This is a genomic window from Deefgea chitinilytica (assembly GCF_016881405.1).
Taxonomy (GTDB): domain Bacteria; phylum Pseudomonadota; class Gammaproteobacteria; order Burkholderiales; family Chitinibacteraceae; genus Deefgea; species Deefgea chitinilytica.
Window position 1 is genome coordinate 401,691 of the sequence record NZ_WOFE01000003.1, and the last position, 19,039, is coordinate 420,729.

15 protein-coding genes and 3 tRNA genes are annotated in these 19,039 nt (G+C 50.5%); 12 read left to right on the forward strand and 6 right to left on the reverse strand.

Annotation, left to right across the window (positions count from 1 at the left end; genetic code table 11):
* Positions 1-16: 16 nt before the first annotated feature.
* The 5 genes from GM173_RS09935 to GM173_RS09955 all read right to left on the reverse strand — a co-directional run bounded on the left by GM173_RS09935 (position 17) and on the right by GM173_RS09955 (position 4,991).
* Complete coding sequence (locus GM173_RS09935) at positions 17-2,371, reverse strand: DUF2357 domain-containing protein (protein WP_203571203.1); 2,355 nt, start codon at positions 2,369-2,371, stop codon at positions 17-19.
* A gap of 15 nt (positions 2,372-2,386) precedes the next feature.
* Complete coding sequence (locus GM173_RS09940) at positions 2,387-4,201, reverse strand: MrcB family domain-containing protein (RefSeq protein WP_203571204.1); 1,815 nt, start codon at positions 4,199-4,201, stop codon at positions 2,387-2,389.
* A gap of 501 nt (positions 4,202-4,702) precedes the next feature.
* A tRNA-His gene (locus GM173_RS09945) sits at positions 4,703-4,778 on the reverse strand.
* 36 nt (positions 4,779-4,814) lie between these two features.
* Positions 4,815-4,891 (reverse strand) — tRNA-Arg (locus GM173_RS09950).
* A gap of 23 nt (positions 4,892-4,914) precedes the next feature.
* Positions 4,915-4,991, reverse strand: a tRNA-Pro gene (locus GM173_RS09955).
* 141 nt (positions 4,992-5,132) lie between these two features.
* Here GM173_RS09955 and folD point away from each other — a divergent pair.
* The 11 genes from folD (at position 5,133) to nth (ending at position 15,710) form a co-directional block, all read left to right on the forward strand.
* A complete protein-coding gene (folD, locus tag GM173_RS09960) occupies positions 5,133-5,987 on the forward strand; it encodes a bifunctional methylenetetrahydrofolate dehydrogenase/methenyltetrahydrofolate cyclohydrolase FolD (RefSeq protein WP_203571205.1) in 855 nt (284 codons plus the stop codon).
* 91 nt (positions 5,988-6,078) lie between these two features.
* Positions 6,079-7,110, forward strand: a complete 1,032-nt coding sequence (locus GM173_RS09965) for a quinone-dependent dihydroorotate dehydrogenase (protein ID WP_203571206.1) — start codon at positions 6,079-6,081, stop codon at positions 7,108-7,110.
* A gap of 27 nt (positions 7,111-7,137) precedes the next feature.
* The gene (locus GM173_RS09970) at positions 7,138-7,524 is read left to right on the forward strand and encodes a hypothetical protein (RefSeq protein WP_203571207.1); all 387 of its coding nucleotides are present in this window, start codon (positions 7,138-7,140) and stop codon (positions 7,522-7,524) included.
* Between the two features lie 700 nt (positions 7,525-8,224).
* Positions 8,225-8,977, forward strand: coding sequence for an endonuclease/exonuclease/phosphatase family protein (locus GM173_RS09975; RefSeq protein WP_203571208.1), 753 nt, complete (start codon positions 8,225-8,227; stop codon positions 8,975-8,977).
* Positions 8,978-9,402: 425 nt separating this feature from the next.
* Entirely contained in the window at positions 9,403-9,984 is a 582-nt protein-coding gene (rsxA, locus tag GM173_RS09980; protein WP_203571209.1) for an electron transport complex subunit RsxA, read from the forward strand.
* 80 nt (positions 9,985-10,064) lie between these two features.
* The gene (gene rsxB, locus GM173_RS09985) at positions 10,065-10,628 is read left to right on the forward strand and encodes an electron transport complex subunit RsxB (RefSeq protein ID WP_203571210.1); all 564 of its coding nucleotides are present in this window, start codon (positions 10,065-10,067) and stop codon (positions 10,626-10,628) included.
* A 1-nt stretch (position 10,629) separates the two neighbouring features.
* Complete coding sequence (gene rsxC / locus GM173_RS09990; RefSeq protein WP_239078458.1) at positions 10,630-12,663, forward strand: electron transport complex subunit RsxC; 2,034 nt, start codon at positions 10,630-10,632, stop codon at positions 12,661-12,663.
* The gene (locus tag GM173_RS09995; RefSeq protein WP_239078459.1) at positions 12,660-13,730 is read left to right on the forward strand and encodes an RnfABCDGE type electron transport complex subunit D; all 1,071 of its coding nucleotides are present in this window, start codon (positions 12,660-12,662) and stop codon (positions 13,728-13,730) included. Before rsxC ends, GM173_RS09995 begins: the two co-directional genes overlap by 4 nt.
* Complete coding sequence (rsxG, locus tag GM173_RS10000; RefSeq protein ID WP_203571211.1) at positions 13,727-14,359, forward strand: electron transport complex subunit RsxG; 633 nt, start codon at positions 13,727-13,729, stop codon at positions 14,357-14,359. Before GM173_RS09995 ends, rsxG begins: the two co-directional genes overlap by 4 nt.
* Positions 14,356-15,057 (forward strand): electron transport complex subunit E, encoded by a 702-nt coding sequence (locus GM173_RS10005; protein WP_239078460.1) that lies wholly within the window; start codon positions 14,356-14,358, stop codon positions 15,055-15,057. The genes rsxG and GM173_RS10005 overlap by 4 nt, the downstream gene beginning before the upstream one ends.
* Before the next feature lie 2 nt (positions 15,058-15,059).
* On the forward strand, positions 15,060-15,710 hold the full coding sequence (gene nth, locus GM173_RS10010; protein ID WP_203571212.1) for an endonuclease III: 651 nt from the start codon (positions 15,060-15,062) through the stop codon (positions 15,708-15,710).
* A gap of 48 nt (positions 15,711-15,758) precedes the next feature.
* On the opposite strand, the gene GM173_RS10015 is transcribed toward nth, so the two are convergent.
* On the reverse strand, positions 15,759-16,667 hold the full coding sequence (locus GM173_RS10015) for a flagellar brake protein (protein WP_203571213.1): 909 nt from the start codon (positions 16,665-16,667) through the stop codon (positions 15,759-15,761).
* Positions 16,668-16,802: 135 nt separating this feature from the next.
* On the opposite strand from GM173_RS10015, the gene GM173_RS10020 reads away from it, so the two are divergent.
* Positions 16,803-18,812 carry a UvrD-helicase domain-containing protein gene (locus GM173_RS10020; protein ID WP_203571214.1) on the forward strand — a complete coding sequence of 670 codons (2,010 nt, stop codon included), beginning with the start codon at positions 16,803-16,805 and terminating at the stop codon, positions 18,810-18,812.
* The last annotated feature ends 227 nt before the right edge of the window (positions 18,813-19,039 follow it).

Sequence of the window (19,039 nt, forward strand, 5' to 3'; positions counted from 1 at the left end):
ATTACGGCATTCCAATTCAATCTTTGCGCGCATAGTAGGTGATGGGGCTGGTGCTGGATGGAGTCGATAAATAATGATAGCGATCTGGCCACTCCTGCCAAGTTTTACCCGTAGTCAAATCGGCCATGCTGGTGATACGAAAGCGAAATTGGCGCGGCATCTCATGTGCAAGATCAATGTGCAGCGGATGCGCTGCGCCAAGTTCAAAAAGCCAGTAGGGCTCGCAACTATCTGACGTGCTGGTGGTGCCTGCTTGCGCTGCCGTAATTTGGCAACGCGCTACCAAACGTACCGATCGAATATCAAAACCATACTCGATTGCTGCCGCGCCTTTTGTGCCATTCACGACAATCGCGCAGTGAGCAATATCCGTCATCACTGTATTGGGGATCTGCCGCTGACTCATGGTTTCAGCTGGGATGTGATACCAGCGTGCGCTGCCATTTTGAAAGCCTGCTAAATATTCGGCGGTTCGGCCGCCGCCAGTTTTGGCGACTAAGACCAGTGCATTGCTGCGTCGCAAGTGCAGGCCGGAAGGCGCGATCCGCACCGAATCGCGGGCCAGATGCTCGTCCGGAGCTTCGATGCGGTATTGAGTGCTGGATGGCTTGTCGCCAAGATGATCGAGTAAAAAAGTCGCCAGCCATTGATTCGATTGGCCTGGTAAAGCGGGGAAGGCGCCAATGCCTACTGCCTCAATGGCCGCGTGATAGGGGTTCGTGGCCGGAACATTCTGATTGCTGTGCCAGCCAGGATAAAGCACATACGCACCAACGACGGGGCGGCTTTTGGGCGCGACGCCTTCGATTGGTTCACCCAGATGAATCAGCGCATCGCGATAGCGGTGCATCTGGTTGAGCGCATCATCAGGCGCCAGATCGTGCCCCGTTTTCTCATCGGTATCAACGCGGTATTTCGCATCAAAAATCCAGACGATGGATTCCCCATTGGGGAAGGTCGCTTCTAGCACAATGTCTGGTTTTTGGACCGCCGTCCATGAATAGATCCGATCGTATTGACTGCCCGGTTTTTTGAATATCGGCTCGTGAGCTAGGCGAAGTTTGATGCCATCCGTGCGATTAAAAACAAAAGACGCGCCCATTCCGTCAATCAGTTCTTTTTCTAGATTCTTCTCGCGTAGCAGTGCCTTGCTGCTTTCCTGTTCGGTAAACCCCAGAGTCTGTAATTGTTTACGGATTTCAAGCAGGCACCATACTTCATACAGCTCGGAGATGGGTTTGACCGAAACCGAAGCACTGCGGCCAAATAGTTCCAGATACAGTTTCAGCTGTTGCCAGACTCGGTAAACGCCGGCATAACCGGCACGCTGATGCAACACCAGCGATTCCCGTGCCAGACCCTCGAACTGACCGACTTCGCCAAACAGCGGGTGCGCCAGTTTCTGGTTGATTTGCTGTTGCCACTGCGCCAGTTCGCTAAAAAAAGCCGATGAAATCCGTTCTTGGTCCGGCGCTGAATTATGCCGTTGTGCGCTGGCCGCAAAACGCGCAAGGCTGCGGGTGCAGTGCTCTAGCACCATGCGGATAAAGCGGTTTTCTGGGGTATCGACTGAAAGGCGACGGCTACTGGTTTGAAATCGCCGCTGCAGTTCACTGCTTTTAACCGCCTCAGCCACTCGTTCCTCTAGTCGAGGGCTGATCCGGCCGTGCAGACGTTCGGCACGGACTGAGCGCGTCGTTTCCTGTAGTCGATTATGCGGCGCGTTACAGATATAGCGAACTTCATTCAGTAATGCTTCGCGCAGCGAGGCAAACTGGGCCAGCCAGAGCAGCGGAAAGCGCTCAAACGGCTGGCGCGATTGGGCCAGCTCGACATCGGTTTTCTGCGCCAGCGCAAAACGCCACAGCGGGTAGGATTGATCAATCGCGGCATTGATCTGTAGTAGATCATCTGCCATCACCATTTTGGTTGGCAGCACCTCGACCGCTATCGCCGCATCCTGCCAGATGCCGGCACGGCGGTAATGCAGCCCGAGGCGTAGCCAGCCGATATCGTTGCCCGTGTTCAGCGTGCCGCGCAGTGAGTTGTCAGTAAATCGGAAGGCATCGCAGACAGCGGAGAGCCGGTGGCGGATTTCGGCCTCGTCTACGTTGGCCGCAAAAGAAAACTCGAATTCATAGCTGCGGTTTTCAAAGAAAACCGGATCGGCCAGATGCAGCTCATGTTCACTTATGCAGGGTATGGGGCTGCAATTCTTGAATTTTGATGGCTGTAGCCGTATACGTGAAATCTCCTGATTCGCTTTGCGTGCAGCCAGCGTGCTGGCCAGCTGCTTTTGAGCTGGTTCGACATCCCGGCTCCAGACATTCAGCGACCAGTCGGCTGTTTCCAGCTTGAGTAAATCCGGCATCGCTATTTCCTGTGATCAGGGCCAGAAACTGGTGAAGCGGTCGCGCTGCAGCCGATCCTGCATCCATTCCAGCTTTTTTAGCGAGCGGAACGCAATCGCTGGGGCAGCCTTGTCACTGATCTGGATATTGAATAGATCCGGGCGTGATGCTGCGGTGAGAAACCGGGTGGTGAGCGCTGTTTTTAGTTTGATTAGCAGGCTATCGTCGCCATTGGCCTGCAATTTATCCTCATCGCCTTCCAGCCGTGGCAGCAATTTGGCCATCAGAAAATCATCCCACACCGCATAAAGCTGTTCGGGCGTTTGCGGCGAAAAGCATTTCAGCATCACTAGCAGCTCATTCAGCGCGCGGAATGCCAGCTCGAAAGGCGTGCCCTTTAGTAATTCGTTCACCGCTTGCAGAAACTCGATGCTACGCTGGCCTTTTGGGTCGGCCGCTACATCAGCCAGCTCATCGGCATTGGTAATCTGTGAATCTAGCGGAAAGCCCAGCGTGACTGGCTCTAGCTTGGGTTCAAAGAAAAGATCGTAGACGTTGGGGAAAAACTCGCCAAAATCGATAGTAAAAGCGCGGTCGATGACTTTGCGCGAAAAGCCGTGCGTGGTTTCGTCCATATTCACCGTACCGGCCACAATCAGATTCGGTGGCAGCGGCATGCCTTGGTCAAGGAAATAACTCCATAAACCATCCCAGTCTGCGTCGCTAAACCCCAAATCAATTCGTAGCTGAGCCAATACGGTGGTATCCGTCGCTTTGAATAACTTGCCCGGCGCAAAAATCGATGCACTGCTGTAATTGCCGTCGCGCCATTCCCGCGTCTCCAGCACCGACAGATAATCGGCAAAATATTGCTCGACGGGGGCTAGATTCATTTCGTCTAAGCAAGCCCAGAAGGGCGTCATCTCGTTTGGATTTTTCAGACTGTAGCCCGCTCCAAGCACCACCGCATCACGCCACGCCGCCGCCATAAATTGCAAAAATGGCGTGGTAATAAATTGCGTACCACTAATGCGCGACACATAGCCCAATAAATCAGAAGGTTCGTGCCAATCGGGACGAATCGGAATCAGCTCGAAATTTCTGATTCCTTCCATGGCAGAGCGTTCTGCTTGCTGACGGACAAAACGGGTTTTACCTGTACCAGAAATGCCGGCCAAGAGGAGGAAGGGTTTGGGGAGTGGTATGGCTGCGTTCACTTTAGCAGTGTCAATTTCTATAGGATCGAGGAGATCTTGGCTTTGGTAGCCTCCCGATGACCACTCGTTTGCAATTAATTCGTAGGCCGATAGTATTTCGTTTAAATCTTCGATTAGCTGTTCGTTAGAAGGTAGCTGATCTTTAGGGTAAAAACGCGCTGCAATATTAGGAGATTGATAAGAAAGCCCTAAACCTGTGCGGGTTTTCAGGTTGATTTCACCTTGAAGCCAGGTTGGAAGTATTTTTAATTTTTGTAGCGTAGTTTGGATTACGTTTGCGGCATATTGCTCTGCTGCTTTGCGCCCAAGTCTCTGAGTCGGTGCCGTGGTGCCTTGATTGAGGGATAAAAAAACGCCGCTGCCATCTGCGCAAAAAAGATAAACCGGATAGATGCCATCTTGTGTTGATTTTGTAATGATGGGGTTGAGAATAGAGACCCATGGAACATCTGCCCAGTTGCCTGCTCCAGCACTTGCTTTGATTTGTAACGTGCTATTGGTTTTGTTGGCGATAAGAGCAACCGTGGCCTGTAGATCTTTTCTAATAAATTCAGCGAGCTGATTGCTTGAAAAAGGTTTTTGTTTTTCGGTAACGAGTTCGTTTAGTACTTTATTTAGCTTTTCGCGCAGCATGACGGTTTTCGCATAACTTAAGGTTTTTAGGCTGGCTTGCCATTAAACACACATTTGTGATGTTTTCGAAAGTTGATTGGTTGATGTCAAGCCGAGCTTGAATATGGCCAGTGCTATTTCAAAAAATGTAAGGCATTGTACCTGGAGTTATTGAAAATGCTATTCCAGTTGTGTTGATTTGGTGTGAGTTGAGATTATTCTGTGCCGCGCTCGTTGAGCTTGGGTTTTAAATTCCCGTTTAAGCACACTGAGTGAGGGAGAGAGACAAACGGCAGTATCGTTTGGCTCACGACTGATCGAGGGCATCGGGGACCGATGTGCGCCCGGGCGGCCTTCTTTTGCTTACTTTTCTTGGCCGTTCAAGAAAGTAAGTCCTTGTCGCGGATTGCGACTGTAAAACAGTGTGCCGAAGGCACTAAGCTTTATTGTCACGGTTACAAATGGGTTACACGGAAGCAGAAAAGCACTAGCCCAGTCAGAAGACTGGGCTAGTGCTTATTGTGGGGTGGCTGATGGGACTCGAACCCACGACAACAGGAATCACAATCCTGGACTCTACCAACTGAGCTACAGCCACCACAAAACTTTGTATTCTTTGATTTTTCGGTATGCTTGGCGCACCCGACAGGAATCGAACCTGTAACCTACGACTTAGAAGGTCGTTGCTCTATCCGGTTGAGCTACGGGAGCTCCGTTTTACTGCTGTGTGTTTCTGGTCGGGGCGGTGGGATTCGAACTCACGACCACCTGGTCCCAAACCAGGTGCGCTACCGGGCTGCGCTACGCCCCGAACAGAGGCCGAACTATACGTTGCTCAGCCTTTAGCGTCAACACCCTGTACGAACTTTTTTTTGAAAATGTTGAAATGATGAGAAAAAAAGTTCAAATGATGAGAAAATGCGCTCCTCATTGAATATGCCGGAGTAAGCCCATGACCGCCCAGATCCTCGATGGTAAAGCCATTTCTCAAGAAATCGTTAGCGAAGTTCGCGCAAAAGTCGACGCGCGCGTCGCCAGCGGCAAGCGTGCGCCTGCCTTGGCGGTGATTTTAGTGGGGAGCGATCCGGCGTCACAAGTGTACGTGGGTAATAAAAAACGCCAGTGTGAAAACGCGGGTATTACGTCGTTTGCTTATGATTTGCCAGCTGATACGTCGGAAGCTGATGTGTTGAAATTGGTCGCTGAGCTCAATACCCGTGATGACGTGGATGGCATTTTGGTGCAATTGCCGCTACCGAAGCATATTGATGCCGACAAAGTCATCGAATTGATCGATCCAATCAAAGATGTCGACGGTTTCCATCCCTACAATATCGGTCGTTTGGTTTTGAAAATGCCTTTGCTGCGCCCATGCACACCGCGCGGCGTGATGACTTTGCTGGAAAAGACTGGCATTGATTTGGTCGGTAAAGATGCCGTGGTGGTGGGCGCGTCTAACATCGTCGGTCGCCCACAAGCGCTAGAGTTGTTACTTGCGCGTGCCACGGTGACCGTATGCCACAGCAAAACCAAAGATTTGGCCGAGAAAGTGCGTGGCGCAGATGTGGTGGTCGCTGGCGTGGGTATCCCGAATTTTGTGAAAGGCGAATGGATTAAGGAAGGCGCGATTGTGATCGACGTGGGTATCAATCGTCTTGAAAACGGTAAATTGTGCGGTGACGTTGAGTTTGACGTAGCGAAAGAGCGCGCTAGCTGGATTACCCCTGTGCCGGGCGGTGTTGGTCTGATGACGGTGGCAACGCTGATGCAAAATACGTTTGATGCTTGCGTGAATCGCCTCGGTTGAGTGAAGTGTAAGGCGTGAGGAGTGAGGTGTCTTGCTGCTCCGCCTTGGCGCCTCACCCCTATCTCCTCACTCCTCACAAGGTTTACAAAGAATGGCTTACCAACTCGCAAAACCCCTGTTATTCATGATGGAAGCCGAGCGTGCGCATCATGCGGCATTTAAGGGGCTGGGCTTACTGCAAAGCATGGGCTTTTTGCGTACGCTCACGCCAACAGTGCAAGACAATCCAGTCACGGTGATGGGGATTGAGTTTCCCAATCCAGTGGGGTTGGCCGCTGGATTGGACAAAAATGGCGACTATATCGATAGCTTGGCCGAATTGGGCTTTGGCTTTTTGGAAATCGGCACGGTGACACCACGCCCGCAGCCGGGCAATCCGAAACCACGTTTATTCCGTTTGCCCGAAGCGCGCGCGATTATTAACCGGATGGGTTTTAATAATGGCGGCGTTGATAATCTGCTCACGAATGTGGCAGCAAGCCAGTATAAGGGCGTACTCGGTATTAATATTGGCAAAAACGCCGATACCCCGATAGAAAAAGCGGTTGATGATTATTTGATTGGCTTGCGAAAAGTCTACGCGCAGGCGAGCTATGTGACCGTCAATATTTCTAGCCCGAATACTAAAAATCTACGTCAATTGCAGCAAGCCGATGAATTTGGCGCGCTGTTGTCTGCCTTGAAACTGGAACAAACTAAATTGGCCGACGAACATGGCCGCTACGTGCCGATTGCGGTCAAAATTGCGCCAGATTTGGATAACAACCAAATTCAGGAAATTGGTCAACTGTTGATGGCGCATAAAATCGACGGTGTCATTGCGACCAATACGACGTTGTCGCGCACCGGTGTTGAGCATTTGCCGCACGGCCAAGAGGCGGGTGGTTTGTCGGGTGAACCGGTCCGGGCGAAATCAACCTCGGTGATTCGTGAACTCGCGCAAGTGCTTGATGGCGCGCTGCCAATTATTGGCGTGGGCGGGATTGTGTCTGGGGACGACGCAGCGGAGAAAATCCGCGCTGGTGCTGCCTTGGTGCAAGTGTATAGCGGTCTGATTTACGAAGGCCCGCAATTGATTGCCGATTGCGCCGAAGCGATTGCTAAACATCAGCAACATCGTTAATTTTGCCAATTGAATAAGGCACCACCGTTGAAAGCCCAAGACGAAGCCATCACGCAAACTGTACTCACCTTTGCCCAGCCTGTGCTGGTGGGATTGCCCAAGCCTTGCTCGAAAGAGCAATTCGCCGGCGTCATGCGCACTGTGTTGACGGTGTGGAATGCGGTGGTGATAGATGGTTTAGACGGCGGCGATACGCATGAAACCGCCGTATTGGCGACCATCGCCGCCGCGCCCAAGCCAGTGCAGTTGATGGTGAAGCGGCTGATCAAACGTAAAAAAACCAAGTTCGCCGAGTTTGATCAAGTCATTGGTCAGCATTGGGTGCATGAGCAAGGTGGGGAAGTGTTGTTTGGCTGTGAGGTGGCGGTTGTTGAGCAGCCCGCGCCAAGTGGTGTGCCGTTTAAGTTGAAGTAGTGCCGGCGACACCGATTGTTGATGTGATGGTCGGGCTGATATTCAGTGGAGATTCGGATATGTCTGCAAAACAATACTGGTTTCCTGCAAAAAAATATGGTTTTGGGTGGTGTATGCCCCTGTGCTGGCAGGGTTGGTGTGTTTTAGCTGCATACGTCATCCCAGTTATTTTGGCCGCAATGTTTAAATTACCAGATCGTGAGCCCGCATTGTTTTGGTTTGTGTTTGCATTGCAGACATTGGTTTATTTTGTGATGTGTTGGTGGAAGGGTGAGCCACCTCAGTGGCGCTGGGGTACTAAATAAGCGTGTGAACGCCGCAACATCGCAGGCGGGTGTGACCCGCGGCACTCACTTTTCTTGCTTCGCCAAGAAAAGTAAGCAAAAGAAGGCGACCCCAGTATCTGCGTCGGCTGCGCCGATTCCCTCGCTGTGGACAATCGGCAAGGCGGCGGGTTTTAACAAAACAGAACCCGCCGAAACCCCCTTGCTGCTTGTTCCTCGCTCGGCGCGATACAAGGGATTTTGCGCAGCTCAACGAGGCTTTGAATTTTATAGATGTATTATCTTCTGAGGATTGTTGTTAAAGGCTTGTAGTTGAATACATCGGATTCGGTATGTTGACTCGGTAAATGTTGGGTTGCATAGGCTTAGCCCAACTAGGCTACTCAATTAACCACTTGGAATTAGATAGATTTTTCATGAAAGTTGTTAATTGGAACTGCAATGGTGGTTTGAGAAATAAGACAGCGGTCTTGGATCTGCTTGATGCTGATCTACTGGTTATTCAGGAATGTGAAGATCCAGCCCGTGCTACCCAAGCATATTTAGACTGGGCTGGAAATTATGTGTGGCATGGCAAAGATAAGAATAAAGGGATTGGCATTTTTGCCCGCAAAGGTAATCGCGTAGAAGCGTTGGATTGGAGGGGCGAATACACATTGCAATTATTGGATGCTGGGCGAAAGATAACGTGGGTGAGTGAGCAGCTAGAATGTTTTTTGCCATGTTTGATGAATGGTACGCATACCGTATTGGGGGCTTGGACAAAACAGGCTAAATCACCAAACTTTCAATATATTGGGCAGTTTTGGCTTTATTTGCAGATGCATAAAGCCAAATTAAGCCAGTTGAATACGTTGATTTGTGCTGATTTGAATAGCAATACAATCTGGGATGAGTGGGATCGGCTTTGGAATCACAGCGATGTGGTCGATGAATTATCAGTTTTGGGTCTGCAAAGTGTTTATCACACTATTCGTAAAGAGGCTCAAGGTAAAGAGACTCAACCCACCTTCTACTTGCATCGCAATCTAGCGAAACCTTTTCATATCGATTATGTTTTTGCATCCCAAGACCTGCTGAATAGTTGTAGTTTGGAAGCTACCGAGTCTAGTTTTTGGTTAAGTTATAGCGATCATTTGCCAATGATTGTAACGATTGATGATGTTTGAAAGATATTCATCTATGCAGTGCATGCTTGGTGATGAAGTTCTGAAATTAGAATTAATCGTTCTTTGCGTTTGATATTTTTTAATGTATCACTGCCAATTCCTTGATGAATGATGCTTGGATGGCAATACATAGTTGAAGTTTCGCGAGACGCTGAGCTGGGTAAAACCCTTGGCGTCAAGCCGACGAAGTCGGCGCAGATGCAGGGTCGCCTTCTTTTGCTTACTTTTCTTGGCGAAGCAAGAAAAGTAAGTGCCGCGCGGCATTAGCGCGACTTAGGTTAGAAGTAAGTTGCACAAAAAAGTAGTACACAAAATAACTAGAAAATAAAAACGAATTTAAGGTGTATTTGATTGTAGCTATTGATTATCAATGGCTGTAATCAAATACGTCGTATAGATAGCATGTCTCAAGACAGGGAAACACCATGGATTTGAATCATTACCTTTTATTACTCGTCGGCGCGGTGTTGGTTAATAACGTTGTGCTGGTGCGGATTTTGGGGCTTTGCCCGTTTATGGGCGTGTCGAAAAAACTCGAAGCCTCGATTGGTATGGGCTTGGCCACGGCATTCGTGCTAACGCTGGCGTCGGGTACGTCGTGGATGATTGACCAAGTGCTGATTGCTTGGCATCTGGAGTACCTGCGCACGTTGGCGTTTATCGTCGTCATCGCGGCGATTGTGCAATTTACCGAGATGTTCATCCACAAAGCTAGCCCAGTGCTGTATCAAGCACTAGGGATTTATTTGCCGCTGATTACCACCAACTGCGCCGTGTTGGGGGTGCCGTTGATTAATTCCACCAGTAACCACTCTTTTGTTGAGTCGCTGGTGTTTGGTTTTGGCTCGGCAGTTGGGTTCTCGTTGATTTTGATTTTGTTCGCCGCGATGCGCGAGCGAATGGAAGGCGCGGATATTCCGCAGGCGTTTAAAGGCACCCCCGCGGCGTTTATCACGGCGGGCTTGATGAGTTTGGCGTTTATGGGTTTTGCAGGATTGGTTAAGTAGAGTGAAGTGTGAGGCGTGAGGCGTGAGGTGTTGTTGACCTTGTTCCTTACCTCTGACACATCACTCCTCACGGAGTAAGCATGAGTTTTCTATTAGCACTGGCCCTGATGGCCGGATTGGCAGTTTTGTTAGGCGCTGTTCTGGGCTGGGCAGCGATTAAATACAAGGTCGACGAAGATCCGCTGGTCGATAAAATCGACGCGATTTTGCCGCAAACCCAATGTGGTCAATGCAGCTATCCCGGCTGTAAGCCGTATGCCACCGCGATTGCCAATGAAGAGGCTGAAATTAATCGTTGCCCGCCCGGAGGCGAAGACGGGATTCGCAAATTAGCCGAATTGCTTGGTAAAGATTTTATCCCGTTTGATGACGGTGGCGCAGGCGCGGCTGAGAAGCCGCGTGCAGTGGCGGTAATTCGCGAAGACACTTGCATTGGCTGTACGCTGTGTATTCAAGCTTGCCCAGTGGATGCCATTGTTGGCGCAGCCAAACATCTGCACACGGTGATTGAATCTGAATGCACGGGTTGTGAGTTGTGTATTGCACCGTGTCCGGTCGATTGTATCGATATGGTCACCGTGGGCGAAAATGTGAATAACTGGAAATGGCGCTACCCTGTCATTCAATTGAAGCAGGTGGCCTAAGATGACGACGATGGAATTTACTCGGCAAATTTTCCCATTCCACGGTGGTGTCCATCCACCAGAAATGAAAGACCTTTCCAATCGTACGCCGATTGTGAACATGCCAATCCCGAAAAAACTGGTCATCCCGCTGCAGCAAAGTATTGGTAATAGCGCAGAGCCGGTGGTGAATGTCGGCGACCTGGTGCTCAAAGGCCAGTTATTGGCGGCCAGTAATGGCAGCGTTTCTGCTGCAGTACACGCACCCACTTCCGGCAAAGTGATCGCGATTGACGCCCAACAAGTGGCGCACCCGTCTGGCTTGGCCGAGTTGTGCATTACGCTAGAAACCGATGGCCGTGATGAGTGGATTAAAAAAGAGAAATTCGATTGGCAAGCGGCAATGGCGCGGGGCGACGCGAAAGCCGTTCGTGACTATTTGCAAGAAATGGGCGTCGTCGGGCAGGGCGGAGCGGTGTTCCCGTCGCACTTGAAATTGTTTGGCCGTGAGGCGCTCGAAACTTTGGTGATTAATGGCGCAGAGTGCGAGCCGTATATCACGTGTGACGACCGCTTGATGCGCGAACGTGCGCTGGAAATCGTCGCCGGCATTTCGATTGTTCGCCAAATGCTCAACGCCAAACAGGTGTTGATCGGCATTGAAGACAATAAGCCCGAAGCTGTGGCGGCACTGCGTGAAGTGCTCAAAACCTGTGGTTTTGCTGCTGAAGTCGTCGTGGTGCCAACGCTCTACCCATCGGGTGGCGCTAAGCAATTGATCAAATTGCTGACCAATATTGAAGTACCGAGTGGTGTCCGTTCGACTGAATTGGGCGTGCAATGTTTTAACGTTGCGACGGTGTACAGTATTTATGCTGCACTCGAGCAAGCCGAGCCGGTGATCTCGCGGATCGTGACGCTCACTGGCAATGTCGAGCGGCCAGGTAATATTGAAGCGCTGATCGGCACGCCGATCGATGATTTGCTGAAGTTTGCGGGTGTGAAAGCAATTGCCGATTGCATCTATGGCGGACCGATGATGGGCTTTACGCTGCCATCGACCAAAGTGGGGCTGACCAAGGCAGGTAACTGCGTTATTGCGATGGACGCAGCGCATTTTCCTGAAAAACCACGCGAAATGCCGTGTATTCGTTGCGGTGAATGTGCAGTGGCCTGTCCTGCTGAATTGCAGCCTATGGATTTGTACTGGTTTGCGCGCGCCAAAAACTTTGGCAAGGCGCAAGAGTGGAATCTATTTGACTGCATCGAATGCGGCGCTTGCGCTTATGTTTGCCCATCGAGCATTCAATTGGTCGATTATTACCGCTTTGCCAAGTCTGAAATCTGGGACGCTGAACGCGCTAAGAAATCAGCCGATACCGCGCGCGAACGTCACGAATTTAAACAATTCCGTGAAGAGCGTGAGAAAGAAGAAAAAGCGGCTCGACTCGCCGCGAAGTCTGCGCCTAAGCCTACCGCCTCGTCAGGCGCTACGCCTGCTGATGCGGAGGATGACAAAGCGGCCAAGATTCGTGCTGCAATGGCGCGCGCTGCCGCCGCAAAAGGTGAAGCGCCAGCTGAAATCGCCGCGCCAGCCCTTGATCCAGAGAAAGCTGCCAAGATTAAAGCGGCGATGGAAAAACGTGCTGCAGAAAAAGCAGAACTGGACGCGCTAAGCCCAGAAGAAAAAGCCCAGCGCGACTTGGATAAAAAAGCCAAGATTGAAGCGGCAATGGCTGCTGCAGCAGCGAAAAAAGCAGCCAAAGCGGCAGGTGAAGCTGCTGAAGTTGTCGCGCCCGCCGAGCCTGTTGTTGAAAAGCCAGCGATTGACGATGAAAAAGCCGCTAAGATTCGTGCCGCGATGGCCGCTGCGGCCGCGAAAAAAGCAGCCAAAGAGGCTGGTGAAGCAGCTCCAGTCGCGCCAGTTGAAACACCAGCCGAGCCTGCCAGCGAAAAACCAGCAATCGATGAAGAAAAAGCCGCCAAGATTCGTGCTGCAATGGCGGCAGCGGCGGCCAAAAAAGCGGCGAAACAAGCCGCAGAGGGAAAAGAATGATTCGTACATCACCGCATCTTGTGAAGCCAACGCCACTGCAAATTGTGATGCTCAAAGTGGCGGCAGCACTGCTGCCGGGTATTGCGGCCTACGTTTGGGTATTTGGTGCAGGGATTTTGTTGCAACTCTTACTCGCGTCTGTAACGGCCATTGCCACTGAGGCCGCGTGCCTGAAATTACGTAACTATCCGATCAAACCCTTTATTACCGATGGTTCGGCGATTGTGACGGCTTGGCTGCTCGCATTGTCGCTGCCGCCTTTATCGGCGTGGTGGATGGTGGTGCTAGCGACCATCATTGCGATTGCCTTGGCTAAGCATCTCTACGGTGGTTTGGGGCAAAATCCGTTTAATCCGGCGATGGTGGGTTTTGCGGTGATGATCGTGTCGTTTCCAGCGCAAATGTCACGCTGGAATGCACCCTTGGGTATCGCTGGTGTCGATCTGACTGCTTGGCAGCAGTTTGGGTATATCTTTACAGGTAATCTTCCAAATGGCTTAGCCTTCGATACCCTCGCATCCGCTACGCCGCTTGATGCGGTGAAAACGGCTTTGCTGCAATCGCATAGCATGGCTGAAATTTTTAGTGGTGCGATTTTCCAAGTGGGCTTTGCGAACTGGTTGCCAAGCCAAATGGCGCTTATTGCGGTGGCGTATTTGTTGGGCGGCCTTTTTTTGCTGCAACAGCGCGTGATTCAATGGCATTTGCCAGTCGCATTTTTGGCGGTGCTAGCAGGAATGTCGGGTCTGTTTTATTTGATCGATCCTGCGCATTACACCAGTCCATCGTTTCATTTATTCAGCGGCGCAGCGATGCTCGGCGCATTTTTTATCGTTACCGATCCCGTGAGCGGCCCGACTACGCCACGTGGCCGTTTGATTTATGGCGGATTGATCGGTTTGCTGACTTGGTTGATTCGCACGTACGGCGGTTATCCCGACGGAGTGGCGTTTGCGGTGTTGATTATGAATATTGCCACGCCGTTTATTGATCAATACACGCAGCCAGCGGTTTTCGGTCGAAAAAACGAACCAAGCGGTAGTCGGAAAAAGGGAGCGAAGGCATGAAAACCATGGTGCAAAATGGCGTTCGTGGCGCGCTGACTTTGTTGGTGTTTGCAGTGATCTTTACTGCGCTGATGGCGGGAACGTATGCGCTCACCAAAGATATCGTCGCGGAAAATGAGCGTAAAGCTAAAGTCGCCTTGATTGCGCAAGTGCTACCCGCAGGCAGCTTTGATAATGACATCCTGAAAGACGCAATTTCGCAAGACGCCGCTGCGCTCAAGCAATTGAATGCAGAAGCCGGTTCGCAAATCTTCCTCGCGCAAAAAGACGGCAAAACGAACGCCGTTGTCGTCGAAACCATCGCGCCAGATGGTTATTCGGGCAAGATTAAATTGCTGGTTGGTGTTGCCGCTGATGGTCGCGTGCTCGGGGTGCGTGTTGTTGCACATAAAGAAACGCCGGGGCTGGGTGATTATATTGATGCCGCCAAATCGGCTTGGATTGCCCAATTTGAAGGTAAATCGCTTTCCGCGCCGCGTGCTGATGAGTGGAAAGTCAAAAAAGACGGTGGTCAGTTTGATTATATCGCTGGCGCGACGATCAGCCCGCGCGCCGTGGTGAAAGCCGTTAAGAATACGCTGGATTACGTCGCGGCTCAGCATGCCGCACTATTTGGAGCCGCATCATGATGAGCTGGAGCGACGCAAAGTCGATTATTTACAACAGCATTTGGAAGCAAAATCAGGGCGTCGTCGCCATTTTGGGGATGTGCCCTGTGCTGGTGATGTCGAGTAATATCATCAATGGTGTATCGCTCGGTTTGGCGACGAGCGTGGTGATGTTGATTTCGGGCGCGGCCATTGCAGCAATTCGTGAATTTGTACCGAACGAGCTGCGCGCGCCGATTTTTATTCTGATTATCGCCGCGCTGGTGACGATGGTTGATTTGCTGATGAATTCGTATGTGCACGATTTATACGTGGTGCTGGGGATTTTCATTCCGCTGATTACGACCAATTGCATCGTGCTGGCGCGCGCTGAAGCCTATGCATCCAAAAATGGTGTGGCCGCTTCCGCGCTTGATGGTTTCATGATGGGCTTGGGCCTCACTATGGTATTGGCCATTTTGGGGGCGATGCGCGAATTGGTTGGTAAAGGTACTTTGTTATCTGGCATCGATTTGGTGTTTGGCGCGAGCGCTAAGTCGTGGATCATTCACGTGGTTCCTGCCGAATACAACTACCAATTTCTGCTCGCCATCCTGCCACCGGGCGCGTTTATTGGGCTGGGGTTTTTGATTGCGGGTAAGCAAGCGCTAGATCGTCGCGCTGAGGCGAAGGCGAAATTGGCGGCGAAACAAATTCAATTGAAAGAGCAGGCTGCTTAATTTTGAACAAACAAACCCGCCACACCTTTTATGCTCGTCTTGCCGAGTTAGAGCCCAATCCTAAAACCGAATTGAATTACAGCACGCCGTTCGAGCTGCTCACTGCAGTGTTGTTGTCGGCGCAGGCAACGGATGTGGGGGTGAATAAAGCGACTAAGGTTTTATTTCCCGTTGCTAATACCCCGGCAGGGATTCTGGCGCTAGGGCAGGAGGGGCTTGAGTCCTATATCAATACCATTGGCCTTTATCGTAGCAAGGCCAAGCATTTGCTAGAAACCTGCCGGATGTTGATTGAGCTGCATGGTGGTGAAGTACCACGTGATCGGGAAAGCCTTGAGGCTTTGCCCGGCGTGGGGCGCAAAACGGCGAATGTGGTCATGAACACGGCGTTTGGTATTCCGACGATTGCCGTCGATACGCATATTTTCCGCCTTGGCAATCGAACTGGGTTAGCGCCGGGCAAAGACGTGCGGGCGGTCGAAGACAAACTGGTGAAAGTGACGCCGCCCGAGTTTTTGTTGAATGCACATCATTGGTTGATTTTGCATGGTCGCTACATCTGCAAAGCGCGCAAACCCGAATGCTGGCGCTGCGTCGTCAACGATGTATGCGATTACCGCAGCAAAATCATGTTGCCACCAAAAGGATTTTAATGGGTATTTTGATGCAGTCATTTATTAATAATGGCTACATTGATATACCTATTCTAGAATCGAACTAAATATATAATGCTCTAGTACCAATCGCTCTGTTGTAGCCAACGGAATAAATTCCAAACCATATTGCACCGACGTTGCTGGCGGTTCTGACTTTTGATTGCGCACAATCGCCTTGATGCTCATCGTGTGATCAATCCCCGCCGCATGCAGCCTAAGCGCCATCGTGATTTCTTGCTCGGTTTCTAGCTGCAACTCTGAGCTTTCTAACATCGCGCCGCTGGCTGATAGATTGGTGATTCGCGCTGGTGTGCTGTGAATGCCATCGCCGCTGACGCTGGCAATTAATTGGGTATTCACCCGCAGGCTGTTTCGCAATTGCCGAATTTGTAGAGTTTCTGGCCAGCTCAGGTGAAAGTATGGAAAGGGTGTAAAGCACACTTTTTCAATAATGGCTTCAAATGAAATCACATCTTTACCGGCAATCGTTTTCGCTTTGATCGATTGTCCTTCGCGAAATGGCAAAATCGTACCTTGCGAATTTACTGCGCTGAGTAGTACGCCAGCTTTATCTAGCCAGCCAATCAGTTTGACGGATTCATTGTGGTTGCTTGGATCGATGCTGGATTGAATGTGGAGGCTGGTGCCGGGCGTGACCTTCATTTGCGCGAGATGGCGTTTGATTGGTGCGGCTTTGGGTGGGCTCACTTCTGGGGGGCTGACGGTTTCTTGATGTACGCGCGCGCCACCAACTGCGCCAGCGACTCGCACGCCGCGCCAGGCTGGGTTGCGAAACATACCAAGTTTGGCCAAGGTTTCTAATTGTTTGGCGGTATGAATGACTTGCCCGGCATTGAGTAAGAGTTGGTTCTCGGCATCAAAAATCGCGTAGGGAACAGGCTCGCCAATGGCGAGGTCTTGTTGGCGTAAAGGAACGAGGTCGGAGTGGGCCATGCGGGGTCACCAATGTTTTTAGTACTATAGCTATGCTTGTAATCCAAGTTGGCCATTCCGCCAAGCATCAGCAGACCCGCGTTGCGCGCTAGCGACGTGATACCATCCGTTTTCGCTTTTTTGACCGAGTTTTTCATGCTGCATTTGTTAAATCCCCCGCAACGCGCGGCTGTGCAATATTTATCTGGCCCTTGCTTGGTATTGGCGGGTGCTGGCTCGGGCAAGACGCGGGTGATTACGCAAAAAATCGCCTATTTGATCGAAGAAGCGCAAATGGATGCGCGTAATATCGCCGCGATTACGTTTACTAATAAAGCCGCGCGCGAAATGCAAGAGCGGGTCGCTACCTTGCTGCCGCCAGCCAGATTGAAAGGGCTGACGGTTTCAACTTTTCATAGTTTAGGCATGCGCATCCTGCGCGAAGAAGCGGGGCATCTAGGTTATAAGCAGAAATTCTCGATTTTGGATTCAGCAGATGCCGCCAAAATTATTGCTGATCAACTCGTCACGACCGATAAATCTTTAATTCGTTCGACGGTCAGCCAGATTTCCACTTTAAAAAGCGACCGGATCTCGCCTGACCAAGCGTTGAAAATGGCGGCTTCCGAGGGAGAGTTACAGTTAGCTAAGCTCTATCGAGCGTATCAAGATACTTTATTTGCGTATCAGGCGATTGATTTTGATGATTTGATTCGCTTGCCAGTTGATTTATTTGAGGCTAATGCCGAGGTGCTGCAAAAATGGCAGCATCGCTTGCGTTATCTATTGATCGATGAATACCAAGACACCAATACAACGCAGTATCAACTCGTTAAACAGCTGACCGAACTCACTGGGCAATTTACCGCTGTGGGCGATGATGATCAGAGTATTTATGCATGGCGCGGTGCGAACGTTGAAAACTTAAACCTATTGCGTGTCGATTTCCCGAAATTGCATGTGATTAAGTTGGAGCAAAATTATCGCTCCGTCGCGCGGATTTTGCGCTGCGCGAATGCGGTGATTTCTAACAATCCGAAATTATTCGAGAAGCAACTCTGGTCGGATCTCGGTGTTGGCGATTTAGTGCAAGTGGTCGAAACCAAGGGCGATGAAGACGAGGCCAAAACCGTGGCGTTTCGTTTAAAGCAACATATGGCACTCAATGGCACGAGCTTTGCCGATTATGCGGTGCTGTATCGCGGCAACTTTCAGTCGCGAATTATCGAAGCACAGCTCCGAGCTGAGAACATTCCGTACGTGATGTCGGGCGGACAAAGTTTTTTTGATAATGCTGAAATTAAAGACGTGCTTGCTTATCTGCACTTGATTGCTAACGAAGATGATGAGCCTGCTTTTATTCGTGCGGTAACCACGCCGAAGCGTGGTGTAGGTAATGTCACGCTCGAAAGATTAGGCAATTACGCCAAAGATCGTGAAATCTCTCTGTTTGCAGCAGTGTTTGAAGAGGGGTTTATTCATCAAGTCCAGCCTGCACAATACGATGTGCTGCATACCTTCTGTAAATTTATTCAGCGCATGCAAGACAAGGTCAAATCAGAACCTGCAGATCAATTATTCCGAGAACTATTGGGTGCGATTGACTTTGAAACTTGGCTGTATGAATCCGAAGAGCCCAAGCCCGCAGAAACTAAATGGAAGAATATTCTCGACTTGGGCGAGATGATCAAACGGAAAGTCGATAGTGCTGGTAGTAATCTCGACGAAATCACACAAAACTTTGACTTGCGTATCATGCTCGAAGGACGCTCCGAAGATGAAATTGACGCGGTGCGGCTTTCAACGCTACACGCGAGTAAAGGTCTGGAATATCCGCATGTGTTTTTGATCGGCTGTGAAGAGGATATCTTGCCGCATCAAAATTCGATTGAAACGGGAATGGTCGAAGAAGAGCGCCGCTTGATGTATGTCGGCATCACCCGAGCCCAGCGTACGTTAACCATCACCTATTGTGGTAAACGTAAACGGGCAGGGGAATGGCAAATCACACGGCCAAGTCGTTTCTTGGAAGAGTTGCCGCCTGATGATGTGAGTTTTAGTGGGCGGCTCTCGGCGAAATATGAACCGCCAGCGGATATTAAAAAGGAACACTCTGGATTAGCAGCCAAAATGTTGGCGCTTTTAAGCGCAAAATCGAGCAAATAATCGGGAATAAGTGAAGTTTTTAAGTAAAGGGCGCGGCAGCGCCCTTTTGCTTTGGTCGTTTTACTTCAGTTTTTCGTCGATTTGCTTCCTATTTAAATCAACAACTTATCATCTTGATTGGGTTTTCTTTGCACGCAGGTGTTGACGTGTCTCGGTAGGGTGCGTATAGTTCGGCCTCTCTGCTGCTGACACAGCAAACGAAACAAGCAGTTCTACCGCTGGTTTCG

Bases quoted from the DNA above. Each gene is read 5' to 3' on its own strand.
- GM173_RS09935 (WP_203571203.1), bottom strand. From the start codon at position 2,371: ATGCCGGATTTACTCAAGCTGGAAACAGCCGACTGGTCGCTGAATGTC.
- GM173_RS09940 (WP_203571204.1), bottom strand. From the start codon at position 4,201: ATGCTGCGCGAAAAGCTAAATAAAGTACTAAACGAACTCGTTACCGAA.
- folD (WP_203571205.1), top strand. From the start codon at position 5,133: ATGACCGCCCAGATCCTCGATGGTAAAGCCATTTCTCAAGAAATCGTT.
- GM173_RS09965 (WP_203571206.1), top strand. From the start codon at position 6,079: ATGGCTTACCAACTCGCAAAACCCCTGTTATTCATGATGGAAGCCGAG.
- GM173_RS09975 (WP_203571208.1), top strand. From the start codon at position 8,225: ATGAAAGTTGTTAATTGGAACTGCAATGGTGGTTTGAGAAATAAGACA.
- rsxA (WP_203571209.1), top strand. From the start codon at position 9,403: ATGGATTTGAATCATTACCTTTTATTACTCGTCGGCGCGGTGTTGGTT.
- rsxB (WP_203571210.1), top strand. From the start codon at position 10,065: ATGAGTTTTCTATTAGCACTGGCCCTGATGGCCGGATTGGCAGTTTTG.
- rsxC (WP_239078458.1), top strand. From the start codon at position 10,630: ATGACGACGATGGAATTTACTCGGCAAATTTTCCCATTCCACGGTGGT.
- GM173_RS09995 (WP_239078459.1), top strand. From the start codon at position 12,660: ATGATTCGTACATCACCGCATCTTGTGAAGCCAACGCCACTGCAAATT.
- rsxG (WP_203571211.1), top strand. From the start codon at position 13,727: ATGAAAACCATGGTGCAAAATGGCGTTCGTGGCGCGCTGACTTTGTTG.
- GM173_RS10005 (WP_239078460.1), top strand. From the start codon at position 14,356: ATGATGAGCTGGAGCGACGCAAAGTCGATTATTTACAACAGCATTTGG.
- GM173_RS10015 (WP_203571213.1), bottom strand. From the start codon at position 16,667: ATGGCCCACTCCGACCTCGTTCCTTTACGCCAACAAGACCTCGCCATT.
- GM173_RS10020 (WP_203571214.1), top strand. From the start codon at position 16,803: ATGCTGCATTTGTTAAATCCCCCGCAACGCGCGGCTGTGCAATATTTA.